The organism is Pseudoclavibacter sp. RFBB5, from assembly GCF_002931555.1.
In the GTDB taxonomy this organism is placed as follows: Bacteria; Actinomycetota; Actinomycetes; order Actinomycetales; family Microbacteriaceae; genus Pseudoclavibacter.
Genome location: NZ_PSTZ01000007.1, coordinates 581,378 through 597,738, shown reverse-complemented (window position 1 = coordinate 597,738; position 16,361 = coordinate 581,378). Strand labels below are relative to the sequence as shown.

Sequence of the window (16,361 nt, the reverse complement as noted above, 5' to 3'; positions counted from 1 at the left end):
TTGGTTCTCCTTGAGTGGTTCTGGCGGGTCAGAGGGCGTGCAGCGGGACACCGGCGAGCAGACGGGCTGCTTCGCCGATCGTCTCACCCTGCGTCGGGTGGGCGTGGATGAGGTGTGCGACGTCCTCTGGGTAGGCCTCCCAGTTGACGATGAGCTGAGCTTCGCTGACGAGCTCGCCGACGCGGCCACCGATCATGTGGACGCCGACGATCGGGCCGTCGTTGACGCGGACGAGCTTGACAGTTCCGCTCGTGCCGAGGATCGAGCTCTTCGCGTTGCCCGCGAGGTTGTACTCGGCGGTGGAGATCGCGTCGTCGCCGAACTTCTCCTTGGCCTTGACCTCGGAGTAGCCGACGGAGGCGATCTCCGGGTCGGAGTACGTGATCTTGGGGATGTTGATGTCCTCGACCTGAACGGGGTTGAGACCCGCGATCTGCTCGGCGACGAAGATGCCGTGCTGGTAGCTGCGGTGCGCGAGCTGGAGGCCGGGAACGATGTCACCGATCGCGTAGACGCCGGGCACGTTGGTCTGGAGCGTCTCATCCACCGGGACGAATCCGCGGTCGGTCGTGACGCCGACCTCCTCAAGGCCGATACCGGCCGTGACGGGGCCGCGGCCGACCGCCACGAGGAGCAGGTCTGCGTCGAGCACGTCACCGGACTCGAGCTCGACGTGCACGCCGTAGTCGTCCTGCGTGACGCCCTTGAAGCGGACACCGAGCTTGAAGTCGATGCCGCGCTTCTTGTACGCCCGCTCAAGCTGCTTGGAGACCGATTCCTCCTCGGCGGGCGCGAGGTGCTTGAGGCCCTCGACGATCGTCACCTCGACACCGAAGGAGCGCCAGACGCTGGCGAACTCGAGGCCGATGACGCCGCCACCGAGGATGACGACGCGGTTCGGGAGCCAGTTGAGCTCGAGCGCCTGCTCGCTCGTGATGACGTTGCCCGAGATCTCGAGGCCCGGAAGCGATCGCGAGAAGGAGCCGGTCGCGAGGACGACGTTCTTGCCCGTGAGGGTGTCGTCGCCGACCTGGACGCTCGTGGGCGAGACGAGCTTCCCCTCGCCCTGGAAGACGGTGACGCCCTTGGCCTTCAGGAGGCCCTGCAGGCCCTTGAACTTGCTGGCGACGATGCCCTCGCGGAAGGCGTTGACCTTCTCGATGTCGACGCCCTGGAATTCGGTCAGCACGCCGACGGATGCGGCTTCGTGTGCGTTGTCTGCAAGCTCTGCAGCGTGGAGCATGGCCTTCGTAGGCACGCAGCCACGGTGGAGGCACGTGCCTCCGAGCTTGTCCTTCTCAACGAGAGCGACGGTTGAGCCCAGCTGAACGGCGCGGATAGCTGCGGCGTATCCCGCACTTCCTCCGCCAAGGACGACGAGGTCGAAATTGTGTTCTGACACCCGGAAAACTCCCTCAATGGAATTCATAGAGAAGCGGCGGCCGGTCTGTGGTCGCCACGCGCGGCGAAATTACCCCTCAGCGAAGCCTACACGCGTCGAACTGGCAGGAATAACCAGCTCAGGCCCGTGACTCGAGCAACGCGATGAGCGTGCGGACCATCACCCCGGTTGCGCCCTTGGGCACGTAGCCGTACGCCGCCGACTCGTTGTTGGACGGGCCTGCGATGTCGAGGTGCACCCAGGGGAGGGCCCCGTTTCCGTCAGCCCGGTCGCCGACGAATCGCTCGAGGAACGCCGCGGCCACGAGCATCCCTGCCGAGCGGTTGCCGGAGCGCATGTTCGCGAGATCCGCGACGGGCGACTTCAGGGTGTCGCCGACCTCCTCGGGGATCGGCATCGCCCACGAGGGCTCGCCGACGGAGCGCGACGCGTCGACGACGCTGCGGATCCACGCGTCGTCGTTGCCCATGACCGCGGTGGTGCGGTCGCCGAGTGCGACGACCTGGGCGCCCGTGAGCGTCGCGATGTCGATGATGAGGTCGGGGTGCTCCTCGCTCGCAGCTGCGATGCCATCGGCCATCACGATGCGTCCTTCGGCATCGGTGTTGGTGATCTCGACGGTCTTGCCCCCGTAGATCGTCACGACGTCATCTGGACGTGTGGCCGTGCTCGACGGCATGTTCTCCGCGATGCACAGCCACCCGGTGACGGCGACCTTGATGCCGAGCTCGGCGGCCGCCTGGAGGACTCCGACGATGGTCGCGGCGCCGGCCATGTCGAACTTCATCCCGACCATGGAGGCGGCGGGCTTGAGCGACAGGCCGCCGGTGTCGAAGGTGATTCCCTTGCCCACGAGCGCGATGTGCAGTTCCGCTTCTTCGGGGCGGTAGGCGAGGCGGACGAGGCGGGGGCCGCGCGAAGACCCCTGGCCGACAGCCGTGAGGCCGCCGAACCCACCGTCACGGAGCTGCTGCTCGTCCCAGACACGGGACTCGAGGCCGTTCTCGTCGGCGACTCGGAGCGCGAGGTCGGCCAGCGCGGCGGGCGGGAGGTCGTTCGGCGGCGTGTTGACGGCGTCCTGGACGAGAGCGACGGCGTTCGCGAGCGTCGCGGCACGCGTGTTCTCTGCAGCAGCGCGGTCACGGTCACCCGTGACGACCGTGATCGTCGTGAGCGCGTCGTCGTCGAGCTCCGACTTATAGGCGGTGAAGCGATAGCTCGCGAGCAGCGCTCCGAGCAGGACCGCCTGTCGGATCGCCGGCTCGAGCGCATCCGCGTCGATCGCGATCGCGGATGTCCCCACGGCACGAGCGAGAGCCCCTCCCGCGCGTCGCGCCTGCTCCTCGTCGCTGCCGTCGCCGAGCCCGAGCGCGATGGCAGCACGCACCCCGCCCTCGTGCTGAATCGCGATCTTCTGCGTCTCGCCGCTCTTCCCGCGGAACCCGGTCGCCTCGAGAGACGGCTCCAGGTCCGGGAGCCCGGGGGGAGCCGAGATCGTCAGAGCGTCATCGAGTCGGAGTACGGGAAGCACCAGGAGGTGTGCATCGGGGGCGGATTCGGCGAGTTCCAGGATGGCGTGCGTCATACACGCAAGCCTATTGCGGGCCCGAGGGGCCAGGCGGGCGGGCTCGTGCGCCAAGCGCGAACGCCCGCGCAGGGGTCAGCGTTCCGACCTAGCATTGTGCCTATGAGCGAGACTGAGCGCATCTTCCGAGTGGCTGCCGCATGGCACGACGTGCCTGCCGGTCTGCCCCTCATCGTGGCGTTGCGTGGCGGCCACGACGCAGGTGCCGTGGCAGCGCAGGTCTCCGACGAGATCGTGGGGCTAGATGAGGACGCGCGGATCGTCGCGGAGTTCGATGTCGACGAGCTGTACGACTACCGGGCACGTCGTCCGATCGTGTCCGTGTCGAATGGTCGCGTGAAGTCTGTGACGGAGCCGAGGCTCGATCTGCGTCTCGTCACGGACGAGCTCGGTCAGGAGTTCCTGTTCCTCTCCGGCTTCGAACCCGACTACCGCTGGCGGCTCTTCAGCGAGGCGCTCGTGAGCGCAGTCGACGCGCTCGAGGTCTCGTCGACGACGTGGGTCCATGCCGTGCCGATGCCGGTGCCGCATACGCGGCCGATCCGCATCGCGGCGACGGGCAACCGTGAAGAGCTCGTCGATTCGCTGTCCGTCTGGAACCCGACCACGGAGGCCCCGGCGCACGTGATGCAGTACTTCCAGGTTCGCGCGGAGGAGCTGGGGCATCCCGTGCTCAGCCTCGCGATGCTCATCCCGCACTACGTTGCCGACTCGTCGGTACCGGCGGGCGCCGTCGCTGCGCTCTCTGCGCTCGGCAGCGCGACAGGACGGATGATCGCGACCGAGGCCCTGCGTGAGCGCGACCGCACCTTCCGTGCCGGGGTGGATGCCGAGCTCGAGTCGAATCCCGATGGGCAGAAGCTCATCCACGCCCTCGAGACGCAGCACGACGCCTACCTGCAGAATCTCGCCGTCAGCAACGACTTCGAGGATGCGGCGGGGGAGCTGCCCTCCGCTGACCAGCTCGCCGCCGAGATCGAGCGCTACCTGGCGTTGGGTCGGGACGACGACGCCTGACCTGAACGCCGGGCGTTCGCTGCGTCTGATCGGCTGGGGAACCGGTCGATTCGCTCTGTGTGATCGACCGGTTCGCCGACGCGAGAGAATAGACGAGATGAACCCTCGTCTTGCTCCCGCGATGTTCGCCATCACGGCGACTGCCTACATGGTCGCGGTGACGCAGCGCTCGTCGCTCGGGGTCGCCGGCGTGCTTGCGAGCGAGCGCTTCGATGTCGGGGCGACCGCGCTCTCCACGTTGGCGGTCGCGCAGCTGGCGGTGTACGCGGCACTGCAGATCCCCGTCGGCATGCTGCTCGACAGGTTCGGGCCCTCGCGGTTGATCCTGGTAGGCGCCCTGCTCATGTCGGGTGGTCAACTGATCGTGGCGCTGGCGCCGGAGCTCGGTGTCGCCGTCCTCGGCCGGATGCTCGTCGGCGCGGGGGATGCGACGACCTTCGTCTCCGGGCTCCGCATCATCGCCGCATGGTTCCCGCCCCGCCGGGTGCCGATCTTCGTGCAGTGGTACGGCAACCTGGGTCAGCTCGGGCAGGTGCTCTCCGCGGTGCCGTTCGGGTTCCTGCTGCGCGCCACGTCCTGGACGCCTGCCTTCCTCTCGGTCGCGAGCCTCGCGGTCATCACGGCAGCTGCCGTGGCCATCTTCCTCCGCGACAGCCCGGAACTGCGTCGAGCCGGCGAGGCGATCAGCGTCCGCGGTGTCCTCGGCAAGGTCGGCCAGGCCGCCAAGCGCCCTGGAACGAGGCTCGGGTTCTGGGCGCATTTCACGACCCAGTTCCCCGGCACGGTCTTCGGCCTGCTCTGGGGGTACCCGCTCATGACCCAGGGGCTCGGCCTCGAACCTGCTGTGGCGTCGTCGCTCCTGCCGGTCATCGTGCTCGCCGGCATGGTCCTCGGTCCCTTCCTCGGCGTGCTGACGGGGCGCTACCCGCTGAGACGCTCCAATCTCGTGCTCATCTGCGCGCTCCTCATCCTCGTCGTCTGGGTTGCGATGCTCCTCTGGCCTGGCCTGCCACCGCTCTGGCTCCTGATCGTGCTGCTCGTCGTCATGGGCATCGGCGGCTCCGGATCGGCGATCGGCTTCGACTATGCGCGGACGTTCAACCCAGCGTCGAGCCTCGGCTCTGCCTCCGGCATCGTGAACGTCGGTGGGTTCGTCGCGAGCTTCACGACGATGTTCCTCATCGGCATCTCCCTCGATGCGCTCGGGATCGGTGTCACCGGCGCCGTCGACTGGCAGCAGTACAAGCTCGCGTTCTGGGTGATTCCAGGCATCATGCTCGTCGGCCTCTGCGGCCTTCTGCTCAGTCGACGGCGAACCCGCGGCCGCATGGCGCGCGACGAGGGAATAATCATCGACCCTATCTGGGTTGCTATAGGCAGGAAATGGTTCGGTTCAGGACGACGGGGATTGTGACTGCACGGCCCCAATCCAGGGTTTCGTCCGAAACCGTGCCATAATCAACGGATGGACCCTGCGGGTCTGCCTTCGAGCAGACTTGACAAGGGCCTTCCTTATGCCCGCACCGTGACGAGAGGGGTCTGAACATGGCGACACGCACGGGAGCTACCACGGCTACTGCAGAAGCAACCGAGGAAGTCAGCAAGAAGGCGCCAGCGCGGAAGCGCGCGACGCCGGTCAAGGAGGCGAGCGCCGACGCGAGCGCCGCAGCCACGACCGAGAGCACCACTGACGACGCCGCGACGGCGAAGAAGCCCGCCGCCAAGCGCGCACCCGCAAAGCGCAAGGCCGCCGCTGCGGCCGATGGCGCGCCCGCGAAGGCGGCGCCTCGCAAGCGCGCGGCTGCCAAGAAGAAGGTCGACGGCGACGAGCCGGAAGACGGCGTCGACGAGGCTGAGATCGAAGAGGCCGATGCGGAGGCGGATGTCGCTGACAGCCCGGAGTCCGACGACGACTCGGTCAAGCCCGCTGACCCGAAGGACGCCAAGGCCGACGCCGAGCAGGCACGCGTCCAGGGCGCGATCGTCCTCACGCCGAGCGACGACGAGGAAGAGACCCCGGTCTACTCCGCGGCCATCACCGGCGCGACCGCCGACCCGGTCAAGGACTACCTCAAGCAGATCGGAAAGGTCGCGCTGCTGAACGCAGCCGAAGAGGTCGACCTCGCCATGCGCATCGAGGCGGGACTGTTCGCTGCCGAGAAGCTCAAGGAGCAGGAGGGCGAGCTCGACAAGCAACTCGTGCGTGAGCTGAAGTGGGTTGCCCGCGACGGCGACCGCGCGAAGAGCCACCTCCTCGGAGCCAACCTCCGCCTCGTCGTCAGCCTCGCGAAGCGCTACACGGGCCGCGGAATGCAGTTCCTGGATCTCATCCAGGAGGGGAACATGGGCCTCATCCGTGCCGTCGAGAAGTTCGACTACACGAAGGGCTTCAAGTTCTCGACCTACGCCACCTGGTGGATCCGTCAGGCGATCACGCGAGCCATGGCAGACCAGGCGCGCACGATCCGCATCCCGGTGCACATGGTCGAGGTCATCAACAAGCTCGCCCGCGTGCAGCGCCAGATGCTGCAGGACCTGGGCCGCGAGCCCACGCCGGAAGAGCTCGCCAAGGAGCTCGACATGACGCCCGAGAAGGTCGTCGAGGTGCAGAAGTACGGCCGCGAGCCCATCTCGCTGCACACGCCGCTCGGTGAGGACGGCGATAGCGAGTTCGGTGACCTCATCGAGGACACCGAGGCTGTCGTGCCCGCCGACGCGGTGAGCTTCACGATGCTGCAGCGTCAGCTCGAGTCGCTCCTCGACTCTCTCGCTGAGCGTGAGGCCGGCGTCATCCGCATGCGCTTCGGCCTCGGCGACGGCATGCCGAAGACGCTCGACCAGATCGGTGACACGTTCGGCGTGACGCGAGAGCGCATCCGCCAGATCGAGTCGAAGACCATGGCCAAGCTGCGTCATCCATCGCGGTCGCAGTCGCTGCGCGACTATCTCGAGTAGCGAGCACTGCCAGGCTGGCGTCATGCCAGCAACGCAGGAGGCCCGGATGCATTCGCATCCGGGCCTTCTTCGTGTGCGGCGCTGGGCGAGCCAGCGCGTCGTGTGTGTGGGCGACTACTCCGCGGTCTGTCCCGCAGCGGCCTTCTCGCCGTGCAGGCGAGCGGTCTCGTCGTGCCAGGCGACTGCCTGCTGGCGGAGCTTCTCTTCGTGGCGCGTCGCGTGGTGTGCGCAGAAGAGGAGCTCTCCGGCGCTCAGCTGGACTCGGACGTACGCCTGAGCTCCGCACGCGTCGCAACGGTCTGTTGCGGCGATGGGCGCCGAGTCGGTGCGCAGGGCCGTTGTGCTCTCCGTCATGATGCCTCCAAAGCTTCGGTGATCTTGCGATCACGACAATTAGAGCACGCGAGTCGGAGTCCCGCGTGGTTTGAGGGGTCAGGTTCGCCCTGCGCGTAGCCGTCTTCGGCCGGGGTGACGTCGGGCGCCTGGTCGCGGGCCCGTGAGATACTGGCGACGGTCGGCGAGACGGGGGATTCTCGTCGCTTCGACGACAGCGCAGGCACTGCGCGGAAACGGGAGTGTGCATGGGTGGCAAGCTGCGGCGGATGATCGCCGTCGGTCTCGGACGGAGCGCGCGCGGCGCGATGCGTCTTCGCGGGGGAGGCTCCGCGGTGCCCGGCAGGGTGGCGCTCGCCATCTCCCCGGATTTCCTCGAGACCGCAGTCGCGAAGCTTCCGCTCGGCGTCATCTTCGTCTCCGGCTCGAACGGCAAGTCCACGACGACGCACTTCCTGACCAGGATGCTGCGCCGCCACGGGCTCCGCGTCTTCACGAACTCCTCGGGGGGAAACCTGCCGCAGGGCATCGCGTCGTCGATGCTCCCCGACGTCGACGTCAACGGGAACCTGCGCGCTGACATCGCGGTCCTCGAGGTCGATGAGGCGTACGGGCCGCGGCTGCTCGGTCACCTCCACCCACGTGGCGTCCTGCTGCTCAACGTGCAGGTCGACCAGCTGAACCGCTTCTACGACCCATCGCGGGTGACGGAGTTCCTCCGCACCATCGCCGCGGCGTGCGGTGACTTCAGCGTGCTCAACGCCGATGACGCCTCGCTGCGGAGCCTGCCACCATCGTTGGACGCGCCCGTGACCTGGTTCGGCGTCGCCCCGGAACTGATCGAGCAGTCCCCGAACGGGCTTTCGAACTTCGATGACATCTCCGCAGCGAGCGTCGAGGTCGCCGCCGGCGAGCGCGCTGTGCAGGTCGTCGCGCTCAAGGGACGGGACGCGATGCTTCGCATCGGCGACGACGAACTCGCCATCAAGCTGCCCGCACGAGGCCTCCACTACGCGCTCGACGCGGCCGGCGCGGCCGCGACCGCTCAGCGCATCCTCGGAGACTCCTTCGTGCCTGCCCTCGTCGCAGAGGCACTCGGCGAATCGCAGACCGTCTACGGGCGCGGTGAGGTCATGAGCGTTCGCGGTGAGGACATCGAGATCATCATGATGAAGAACCCGCCGAGCCTCCAGATGAACCTGGATGCGCTCGAAGAGGCACCTGAGCAGGTCTTCATCTCCGTCGACGAGGGAACGCCAGATCCTTCTTGGATCTTCGGCGCCGACCTGAGCAGGCTCGACCACGTCGACGTGGTCTCGGGTACCAAGGCCTGGCAGATCGCAACGCGCCTCGGCTACGGGGACATCCCTGTGGGACACGTCGAGCCGAACCTGGGTGAAGCCCTCGACAGGTTCCTCGCGCTGCCGAAGCCGAGCAGGGGCATGAAGACCATGATCGTGAACTACGAGCAGATGATGTCGATCCGGCGCCGCCTCGGGCAGTCCGGCATCGAGGGGAAGGTCAACTCATGAAGCTGCGGATCGCGCACCTCTACCCGGTCGAGCTCGGGATCAACGGGGATGTCGGCAACGTGACGGTCCTCGCGAAGCGCGCACGAGCGCGCGGTCTCGAGGTCGAGGTCGTCAACGTCGGTCGTGGCACCGCCTCGCTCCCGGAGCGCATCGACGTCCTCCACGTCGGATCCGGCCCACTCGCCGCAGTGCAGACGGTCCAGGCAGACGCCCTGCGGCACGCGGCCGAGCTGCGCGACCTCGTCGGAGCCGGGCTGCCCCTGCTCGCGGTCGGCGGAGGCTGGGAGCTGCTCGGCACCAGCATCACGCACGATGACGGCGAACTCGAGGGCCTCGGCGTGTTCGCCTCCAGGGCCGTTCGCGAAGCGTCGCAGAGCGTTGCCGAGACGGTGGTGCGGGGCGACGGCGGGCTGCTCGCCGGGTTCGCCAACCACAACGCGATCACGGCCCTCGGCGCTGGGGCGGAACCGCTCGGGGAGATCGTGCGGGGCTTCGGCAACGGAGGATCGGCGGCCGAGAACACCGGCGCAGAGGGCATCCGCCACCTCGCCGCGATGGGAACGCACCTCCACGGACCGGTCCTCGCCCTGAACCCCTCTCTCGCGGACCAGCTGCTCGAGCGGGCCGTTCATCGTCACGACGCCGACCGCAGTCTCGGGGACGGTGGCGAGGAACTCGCCCGCCTCGACCTCTGGTCGCAGAACGCGCGTCTGGCCCTCATGCGACGGATCGGCGTGGCGGCCCCGGCGTCCTGACCGACGGCAGGGCCGCACCAAGGCGCGCCCGAACGGCCTGCTCGCGTGGATCCGTCAGGCCGCTTGGGCCTGACGACTGGGCGCGTCAGGAGACCCCGAAGCTCCGGGCCACTCGTCGGGTGAGGCCGGTCACGATCTCATCGCCGACCGTCTCTCCCCAGATCGCCCACTGCTCGGCCGTCGCCTCGCCGTTCGAGCCATCGCCGAAGACGATGCACTCTCCGCCGGCAGCCACGGCCGCCGCACCCTGTGGGAGCGCCACGACCGTCTCGTCGACGCCGACCTCCACGACGGGGGCGATGTGCCCGTCGACGATGACGTAGGCGCCGCCCTCCGGGTCGGACTGGATGCCGTCGCCGTACCCGACGGCGATGCTCGCCAGACCGTGGCGCGCATCCAGCACCGGGGCGCGCAGCTGCATCGCCGGCCTCAGGCCGAGGTCCGCGGCGCTGCGGTCGCCGAAGGGGGAGATGCCGTACGCGGCGATGCCGACGCGCACGAGATCGAAGTGAGCCTGGGGGAGGTCGATGACGGCGGCGCTCGCCCCGAGGTGCAGCAGCTCGAAGTCGGCGCCGAGCGCGCGGGCCTCCTCGACCGCCGCGATGAACACCTCGGTCGACTCGAGGTCGGCGCTGTGCGAGGTGTCCGAGAGGTGGCTCCAGGCCGCGACGACGTCGAGCTTCCCGAGCGCCTGCAGGCGCAGCGCCTCGGTCACGAACTCGGCCCAGCGCGGCCGGTCCGCGCCACCACGGTGCAGGCCCGTGTCGATCTTCAGGTGCACGCGAGGTCGGACGCGCGCACCGCTGGCGGCGATCGCCTCGAGCTGCCAGAACGTCTGCACGCCCAGGTCGACCCTTGCTTCCGCCGCCGCCGCGAAGTCGGTGCCCTGGCCGTGCATCCAGGCGAAGAGCGGGACCTCGACCCCGGATTCGCGCAACTCGATGCCGGCGTTGGCCTCCAGCACGCCGAACGAGTCGACGCCGGAGTCCAGTCCAGTGCGGACCACCTCGTGGAGTCCGTGCCCGTAGGCGTTCGACTTCACCGCGAGCATGAACTTGGACTGCGGCGCAAGGGCGGCGAGCGCACGGATGTTGCTGCCGATCGCCTCGAGGTCGACGTGCGCGACTGCAGCGCTCATGTGTAACTCCGTTCGAATCGCGGGCTCATCCTGCTTGCGATCGCGGCGGCCCGGATTCCCGTGGCGTGCTGCCAGTCGAGGATGCTGGGCTCGCCGGCCGCGGGGTCGCCGAAGAGGATCGTCAGGTCGCCTGGCTGGGCTGGAGCGCCGAGCAGATCGACGGAGAACTGGTCCATGGAGATGGCGCCGACGATGGTCCGGGTCGCCTCTCCGATGAGCACGGGTGCCGTGTTGGATGCGCGCCGGACGACGCCGTGCGCGTAGCCGATGCCCACCAGCGCAAGTTGTGTTCGCTGCGGGGTCACGTAGCTGTAGCCGTAGGAGACGCCCTCGCCGGCTTCGACATCCTTGACCGCCAGAATCTCAGCGCTGACGCGCATGGCTGGGCGGTAGGCGCGGTCCGTGAGGCCGAACAGCGAGCCGCCGGTGATCCTGTCCGAGTTCACGGCATCGGCGTGCAGGAGGGGCGTGCTGAGGTGCAGGAGGGACGCGCGATCCATCTCGGGGGAGACGATGAAGCCCTCGTACCCCTCGGCGTCGAGCGCTTCGGCGACGCGGACCGCGCCGTGTCCATACGCGTCCGCGCGGAGGTCTGCATAGCTGGCGGTCTCCGACCCGAGGAGGCGGGTCGAGTTCTCGCGGATCGCGCGAAGGTCGATGTGGATGCGTCTGCGCACCGGCTCGGGAGTCTGCACGTTGTGCCCTCTCTGGTCGTCGCTGGGCGTGGTCAGGCTAGCACCGGCCGTTCTGGCCTCCGCTGAGGCGCGCGTGGGCCGCGCTGGTGTGGGAGGCGCGCGAAATCCCGCATCCGGTCTACGCTCGAAGGTGGCCCGCCGCTGCCCTGCGGCCGGGTCGAGATCGAACGCACGACGACGCAGAAGAAGGACGTGGACCTCGGTGGCGAATTCCGGAGACGCATACTCAGCCAGACACCTCTCGGTGCTCGATGGGCTCGATGCGGTTCGGAAGAGGCCGGGCATGTACATCGGGTCGACCGACTCCCGGGGACTCATGCACTGCCTGTGGGAGATCATCGACAACTCGGTCGACGAGGCCCTGGCGGGTCACGGCTCCCGCATCCGCGTCCAGCTGCACAGCGACGGGTCCGTCAGCGTCGACGACGACGGACGTGGGGTGCCCGTCGACATCGAGCCGAAGACCGGTCTCAGCGGTGTCGAGGTGGTGTTCACGAAGCTGCACGCCGGTGGCAAGTTCGGCGCGAGCAACTACGGTTCCGCGGGTGGCCTCCACGGCGTGGGCGCATCCGTCGTGAACGCGCTCTCCGCTCGCCTCGACGTCGAGGTGGACCGTGGCGGCAAGACCTACGCCATGAGCTTCCGCCGCGGCGAGCCCGGAATCTTCGAGGACGGCGCTGACGGGCCGAGCCCGACCTCGAACTTCGTCCCGTTCACCAGCACCAGCGAGCTGCGAGTCGTCGGGAAGGCCAAGCGCGGGGTCACAGGAACGCGGGTGCGGTACTGGGCGGACCCGCAGGTCTTCATCCGCGAGGCGAGCTTCCAGACGAACGACCTCGCCGAGCGCGCGAGGCAGACGGCGTTCCTGGTGCCCGGCCTCGAGATGGTGATCGAGGACGCGCGCGACGAGTCGACAGCTCCGACGACGCAGCAGTTCCGGTTCGACGGCGGCATCACCGAGTTCGCCGACTTCCTCGCTCCGGACGCCCCCACGACCGACACGTGGCGCATCGAAGGCAGCGGAGAGTTCACCGAGACCATCCCAGTGCTCGACGACGAGGGCCTCCAGCTCGTGACGAAAGAGGTGGCGAGGACCATGCACGTCGACCTCGCTCTGCGCTGGGGAACCGGGTACGAGACGAACGTGAAGAGCTTCGTCAACATCATCTCGACCCCGAAGGGCGGATCTCACCTCGCGGGCTTCGAGCAGGGCATGCTCCGCTTCTTCCGCGCAGAGGTCGAGAAGAACGCCAGGCGTCTGAAAGTCGGCAACGACAAGCTCGACAAGGACGACGTCCTCGCCGGGCTCACCGCCGTCGTGACGGTCCGCATTCCCGAGCCGCAGTTCGAGGGGCAGACCAAGGAAGTGCTCGGCACGCCGGCGGCGCGCGCCATCGTGCAGAAGGCCGTGACGGCCGGCCTGACCGAGAAGTTCGCCTCCACGAAGCGCCAGGACAAGGCCGAGACGAACCTCCTGCTCGACAAGGTCGTGCAGGAGATGAAGTCGCGCCTCTCCGCGCGCGCCCACAAGGAGACACAGCGTCGCAAGAACGCGCTCGAGAGCTCCTCGCTGCCGACGAAGCTCGTCGACTGCCGGTCGAACGACGTCGCGCAGAGCGAGCTGTTCATCGTCGAGGGAGACTCCGCGCTCGGGACGGCGAAGCCGGCGCGCAACTCGGAGTTCCAGGCCCTGCTGCCGATTCGCGGCAAGATCCTGAACGTGCAGAAGGCCTCGATCTCGGACATGCTCTCGAACTCCGAGTGCGCGTCGATCATCCAGGTCGTCGGCGCGGGTTCCGGTCGGAGCTTCGACATCGGCCAGGCGCGGTACGGCAAGGTGATCCTGATGAGCGACGCCGACGTCGATGGCGCGCACATCCGCACCCTGCTCCTCACGCTGTTCTTCCGCTACATGCGCCCCATGCTCGACGAAGGGCGGGTCTTCGCTGCCGTGCCGCCGCTTCACCGGGTCGTGATCATGCATGCCGGACGCAAGCCGAACGAGACGGTCTACACGTACTCCGAGAAGGAGCTGCACACGCTCCTCTCCAAGCTGGAGAAGCAGGGGAAGCGCTACCAGGACCCCATCCAGCGCTACAAGGGTCTCGGGGAGATGGACGAGGACCAGCTCTGGAACACGACGATGGACCCGAGCGCGCGGCTCCTGAGACGAGTCACGAACGCTGACGCCCACAATGCGGAGCGAGTCTTCGACCTGCTCATGGGCAGCGATGTGGCGCCCCGCAAGGAGTTCATCATCGAGGGATCCGAGCAGGTCGCGCGGGCGGACATCGACGTCTAGCTGCCCCGACTCGCCGCGTAGAGGAAGGCAGGCTCCTCCGGGAGCCTGCCTTCTCGCTGTCTTGCGGAGCCGACGGGTCAGTCGGCGACGGAAGCACCGGCCCCGGCGTCTGAGTGCGCCGTTCCCTCTTCATCGTCGGCGCTCGGGACCGGCGTCGGATCGCCGATGCCGCGGCCGATGAGGTCCACGACCTGCTCGAGTGGGGTTCCGGACGCGTCGCGCTTCGCGCCACCCGCCGGCAGCGCGCGCACGGCGCCGTCCCGCGCGTTTCCGAAGGGGGCGCCTGGCCCGACCCAGGCCGCGCTGAGGCGGCGCTCGCCGCGGAGAAGGCGCTGGGCTCTGACCCCACCCGTCGCGCGGCCCTTCGCCGGGAACTCGCTCAGGCTCGAGACCTTCGCGGTTCCCGAGTCCGTGCCTTCCAGCGCGTCCTCGTTGCGTGCGACGCTCGCGACCTCGGCAATGTCGATGTTGGCCGCCGCGACGACGGCGAACGAGAGCACGGCTGCCCCGTCCGACAGCTTCATGCCGGCCATTCCCGCCGCCGAGCGGCCCTGTGGACGCACGAGCTTGCCGGAGAATCGCAGCAGCTGCGCGTCGTCGGAGACGAACACGAGCTCGTCGTCGTCGGCGGCGAGCGCTGCACCGACGACTTCGTCGCCCGCCTTGAGCGTCATGATCTCGAGTTCGCGGTTCTTCCCGAAGTCGATGCCCGTGACCCGCTTGACGACGCCGAGCTTCGTCCCGAGGGCGATGGGCGTCTCCTGGTCGATCGGCACCAGGGCGACGACCTGCTCCTTCGGGCTCGTCAGGCCCACGAAGTCGTGTGCCTTCACCCCAGCCGAGAGCAGCACTGACCCCTGCGGGCTCGACGGGAGCGCCACCACTGGGACACGCAGGAGCCGTCCGAGGTTGGTGACAGCGCCGAGCTCGCCCTGCACGGTCGTGGTCACGTGCGAGCGGACGGCGTCGTGCTTGCTCCGCCTCGGCGGCTGCTGCAGGCGTGCATCCGCCTCGGTCGTGTCGATGCGGAGCAGGCGGCCCGTCGTGGAGAGCAGCACCTGCGTCGGCGAGTCGGCGAGCTGCAGCTGCGTCGTCTCGATGGCCTTCCCACGCTTCGGGGGAGTACCGACTCCCTCGGTGAGCAGCGTTCGGCGAGGCGTCGCGAATCGGTCGCTGGTCTCGCGGAGCTCCGCGCCGACACGTGCGCGGAGCAGGATCTCGTCGCCGAGGAGCCGCTCGAGCTCGGCGATCTCCTGCCGCAGCTGGTCGCGCTCAGCCTCGAGCTCGATGCGCGAGAACTTCGTGAGGCGTCGGAGTCGGAGCTCGAGGATGTACTCCGACTGGAGCTCCGAGAGGTCGAAGACGATCCGCAGGCGCTCGCCGGCGGCCGAGGCGTCGTCGCTCGAGCGAATGATCTGGATGACCTCGTCGATGTCGAGGATCGCGATGAGCAGGCCCTCGACGAGATGGAGGCGTTCGAGCTTGCGCGCGAGCCGGAAGGCGCTCCGCCTGCGCACCACCTGGATGCGGTGGTCGAGGTAGACGCGAAGCAGCTCGATGAGGCCGAGCGTCTGAGGCCCGCCGTTGACGAGCGCCACGTTGTTGATGTGGAACATGTCCTCGAGCGGCGTGTGCCGGTACAGCTGCTCGAGCACGGCCTCGGGGTCGAAGCCGGTCTTGATCTCGATGACGAGGCGCAGTCCGTGCTTGCGGTCCGTGAGGTCGGCGACGTCGCTGATGCCGGCCAGCTTCTTGGCCTGCACCCCGTCCTTGATCTTCTCGATGACCTTCTCGGGACCGACCATGTAGGGGAGCTCGGTGACGACGATGCCGGACTTGCGCGCCGTGACGCGCTCGACGCTCGCCGTCGCGCGCGTCCGGAACGAGCCCCTGCCGCTCGCGTACGCGTCCCGGATGCCGTCGAGGCCCGTGATGCGAGCCCCAGAGGGCAGGTCGGGCCCGGGGATGAACTGCATCATCTCCTCGAGCGTCGCTCCCGGGTTCTCGAGCAGGTGCAGCGCTCCCGCGATCACCTCGCCGAGGTTGTGCGGCGCCATGTTCGTCGCCATGCCGACGGCGATGCCGCTCGCGCCGTTCACGAGCAGGTGCGGCCATGCGGCAGGAAGCACCTCTGGCTGCGTCGTCGAGTTGTCGTAGTTGGGAACGAAGTCGACGACGTCCTCGTCGAGCTCAGCCGTGAGCGCCAGGGCGGCGGCGTCGAGTCTCGCCTCCGTGTAGCGGGGAGCCGCGGGGCCGTCGTCGAGCGACCCGAAGTTGCCGTGGCCGTCGATCGTGGGCACGCGCTGCACGAACCCCTGAGCCATGCGGACGAGCGCGTCGTAGATGGCGGTGTCACCGTGAGGGTGCAGACGCCCCATGACCTCACCGACGACACGCGCCGACTTCACGTGCCCACGATCCGGACGGAGCCCCATCTCCGCCATCTGGTAGAGGATGCGACGCTGCACGGGCTTGAGCCCATCCCGCGCGTCGGGAAGCGCCCTGGCATAGATGACCGAGTAGGCGTACTCGAGGAAGGAGGACTGCATCTCGGTCGAGACGTCGATGTCCTCGATGCGCTGCTCGCTCATTGCCGAGGAGTCGTTGTTGCGTGTTGTGCTCATGTCACCTGTCGGAAGGGAGGTTG

12 protein-coding genes are annotated in these 16,361 nt (G+C 68.3%); 6 read left to right on the top strand and 6 right to left on the bottom strand.

Annotation, left to right across the window (positions count from 1 at the left end):
* Positions 1–28 precede the first annotated feature (28 nt).
* Together lpdA and C5B97_RS10695 are read right to left on the bottom strand one after the other, a co-directional pair.
* Positions 29–1,402, bottom strand: coding sequence for a dihydrolipoyl dehydrogenase (gene lpdA / locus C5B97_RS10700; RefSeq protein WP_104312030.1), 1,374 nt, complete (start codon positions 1,400–1,402; stop codon positions 29–31).
* A gap of 118 nt (positions 1,403–1,520) precedes the next feature.
* On the bottom strand, positions 1,521–2,987 hold the full coding sequence (locus C5B97_RS10695; RefSeq protein WP_104312029.1) for a leucyl aminopeptidase: 1,467 nt from the start codon (positions 2,985–2,987) through the stop codon (positions 1,521–1,523).
* Between the two features lie 102 nt (positions 2,988–3,089).
* Here C5B97_RS10695 and C5B97_RS10690 point away from each other — a divergent pair, with 102 nt between their 5' ends.
* From C5B97_RS10690 to C5B97_RS10680, 3 genes are all read left to right on the top strand, one after another.
* A complete protein-coding gene (locus C5B97_RS10690) occupies positions 3,090–4,004 on the top strand; it encodes a proteasome assembly chaperone family protein (protein WP_104253337.1) in 915 nt (304 codons plus the stop codon).
* A gap of 97 nt (positions 4,005–4,101) precedes the next feature.
* Positions 4,102–5,418: a nitrate/nitrite transporter gene (locus C5B97_RS10685; protein WP_104312028.1), complete on the top strand. Its 1,317-nt coding sequence runs from the start codon at positions 4,102–4,104 to the stop codon at positions 5,416–5,418.
* 131 nt (positions 5,419–5,549) lie between these two features.
* The gene (locus tag C5B97_RS10680; RefSeq protein WP_104312027.1) at positions 5,550–6,959 is read left to right on the top strand and encodes an RNA polymerase sigma factor; all 1,410 of its coding nucleotides are present in this window, start codon (positions 5,550–5,552) and stop codon (positions 6,957–6,959) included.
* A 114-nt stretch (positions 6,960–7,073) separates the two neighbouring features.
* Here C5B97_RS10680 and C5B97_RS10675 read toward each other — a convergent pair whose 3' ends face one another.
* Complete coding sequence (locus C5B97_RS10675; RefSeq protein ID WP_104253334.1) at positions 7,074–7,313, bottom strand: hypothetical protein; 240 nt, start codon at positions 7,311–7,313, stop codon at positions 7,074–7,076.
* Positions 7,314–7,540: 227 nt separating this feature from the next.
* Between C5B97_RS10675 and C5B97_RS10670 the strand changes: the two genes are divergently transcribed.
* Both C5B97_RS10670 and C5B97_RS10665 read left to right on the top strand, forming a co-directional pair.
* Positions 7,541–8,824: a MurT ligase domain-containing protein gene (locus C5B97_RS10670; RefSeq protein ID WP_249312025.1), complete on the top strand. Its 1,284-nt coding sequence runs from the start codon at positions 7,541–7,543 to the stop codon at positions 8,822–8,824.
* Positions 8,821–9,579: a type 1 glutamine amidotransferase gene (locus C5B97_RS10665; protein WP_104312026.1), complete on the top strand. Its 759-nt coding sequence runs from the start codon at positions 8,821–8,823 to the stop codon at positions 9,577–9,579. The genes C5B97_RS10670 and C5B97_RS10665 overlap by 4 nt, the downstream gene beginning before the upstream one ends.
* 85 nt (positions 9,580–9,664) lie before the next feature.
* Here the strand turns inward: C5B97_RS10665 and C5B97_RS10660 are convergent, their stop codons facing one another.
* Both C5B97_RS10660 and C5B97_RS10655 read right to left on the bottom strand, forming a co-directional pair.
* A complete protein-coding gene (locus C5B97_RS10660) occupies positions 9,665–10,717 on the bottom strand; it encodes an alanine racemase (protein WP_104312025.1) in 1,053 nt (350 codons plus the stop codon).
* On the bottom strand, positions 10,714–11,394 hold the full coding sequence (locus tag C5B97_RS10655; RefSeq protein WP_104312588.1) for an alanine racemase C-terminal domain-containing protein: 681 nt from the start codon (positions 11,392–11,394) through the stop codon (positions 10,714–10,716). Before C5B97_RS10655 ends, C5B97_RS10660 begins: the two co-directional genes overlap by 4 nt.
* 220 nt (positions 11,395–11,614) lie before the next feature.
* Between C5B97_RS10655 and C5B97_RS10650 the strand changes: the two genes are divergently transcribed.
* A complete protein-coding gene (locus tag C5B97_RS10650) occupies positions 11,615–13,714 on the top strand; it encodes a type IIA DNA topoisomerase subunit B (RefSeq protein ID WP_258068141.1) in 2,100 nt (699 codons plus the stop codon).
* A 77-nt stretch (positions 13,715–13,791) separates the two neighbouring features.
* Here the strand turns inward: C5B97_RS10650 and C5B97_RS10645 are convergent, their stop codons facing one another.
* On the bottom strand, positions 13,792–16,338 hold the full coding sequence (locus tag C5B97_RS10645; RefSeq protein ID WP_258068140.1) for a DNA topoisomerase (ATP-hydrolyzing) subunit A: 2,547 nt from the start codon (positions 16,336–16,338) through the stop codon (positions 13,792–13,794).
* Positions 16,339–16,361: the final 23 nt, after the last annotated feature.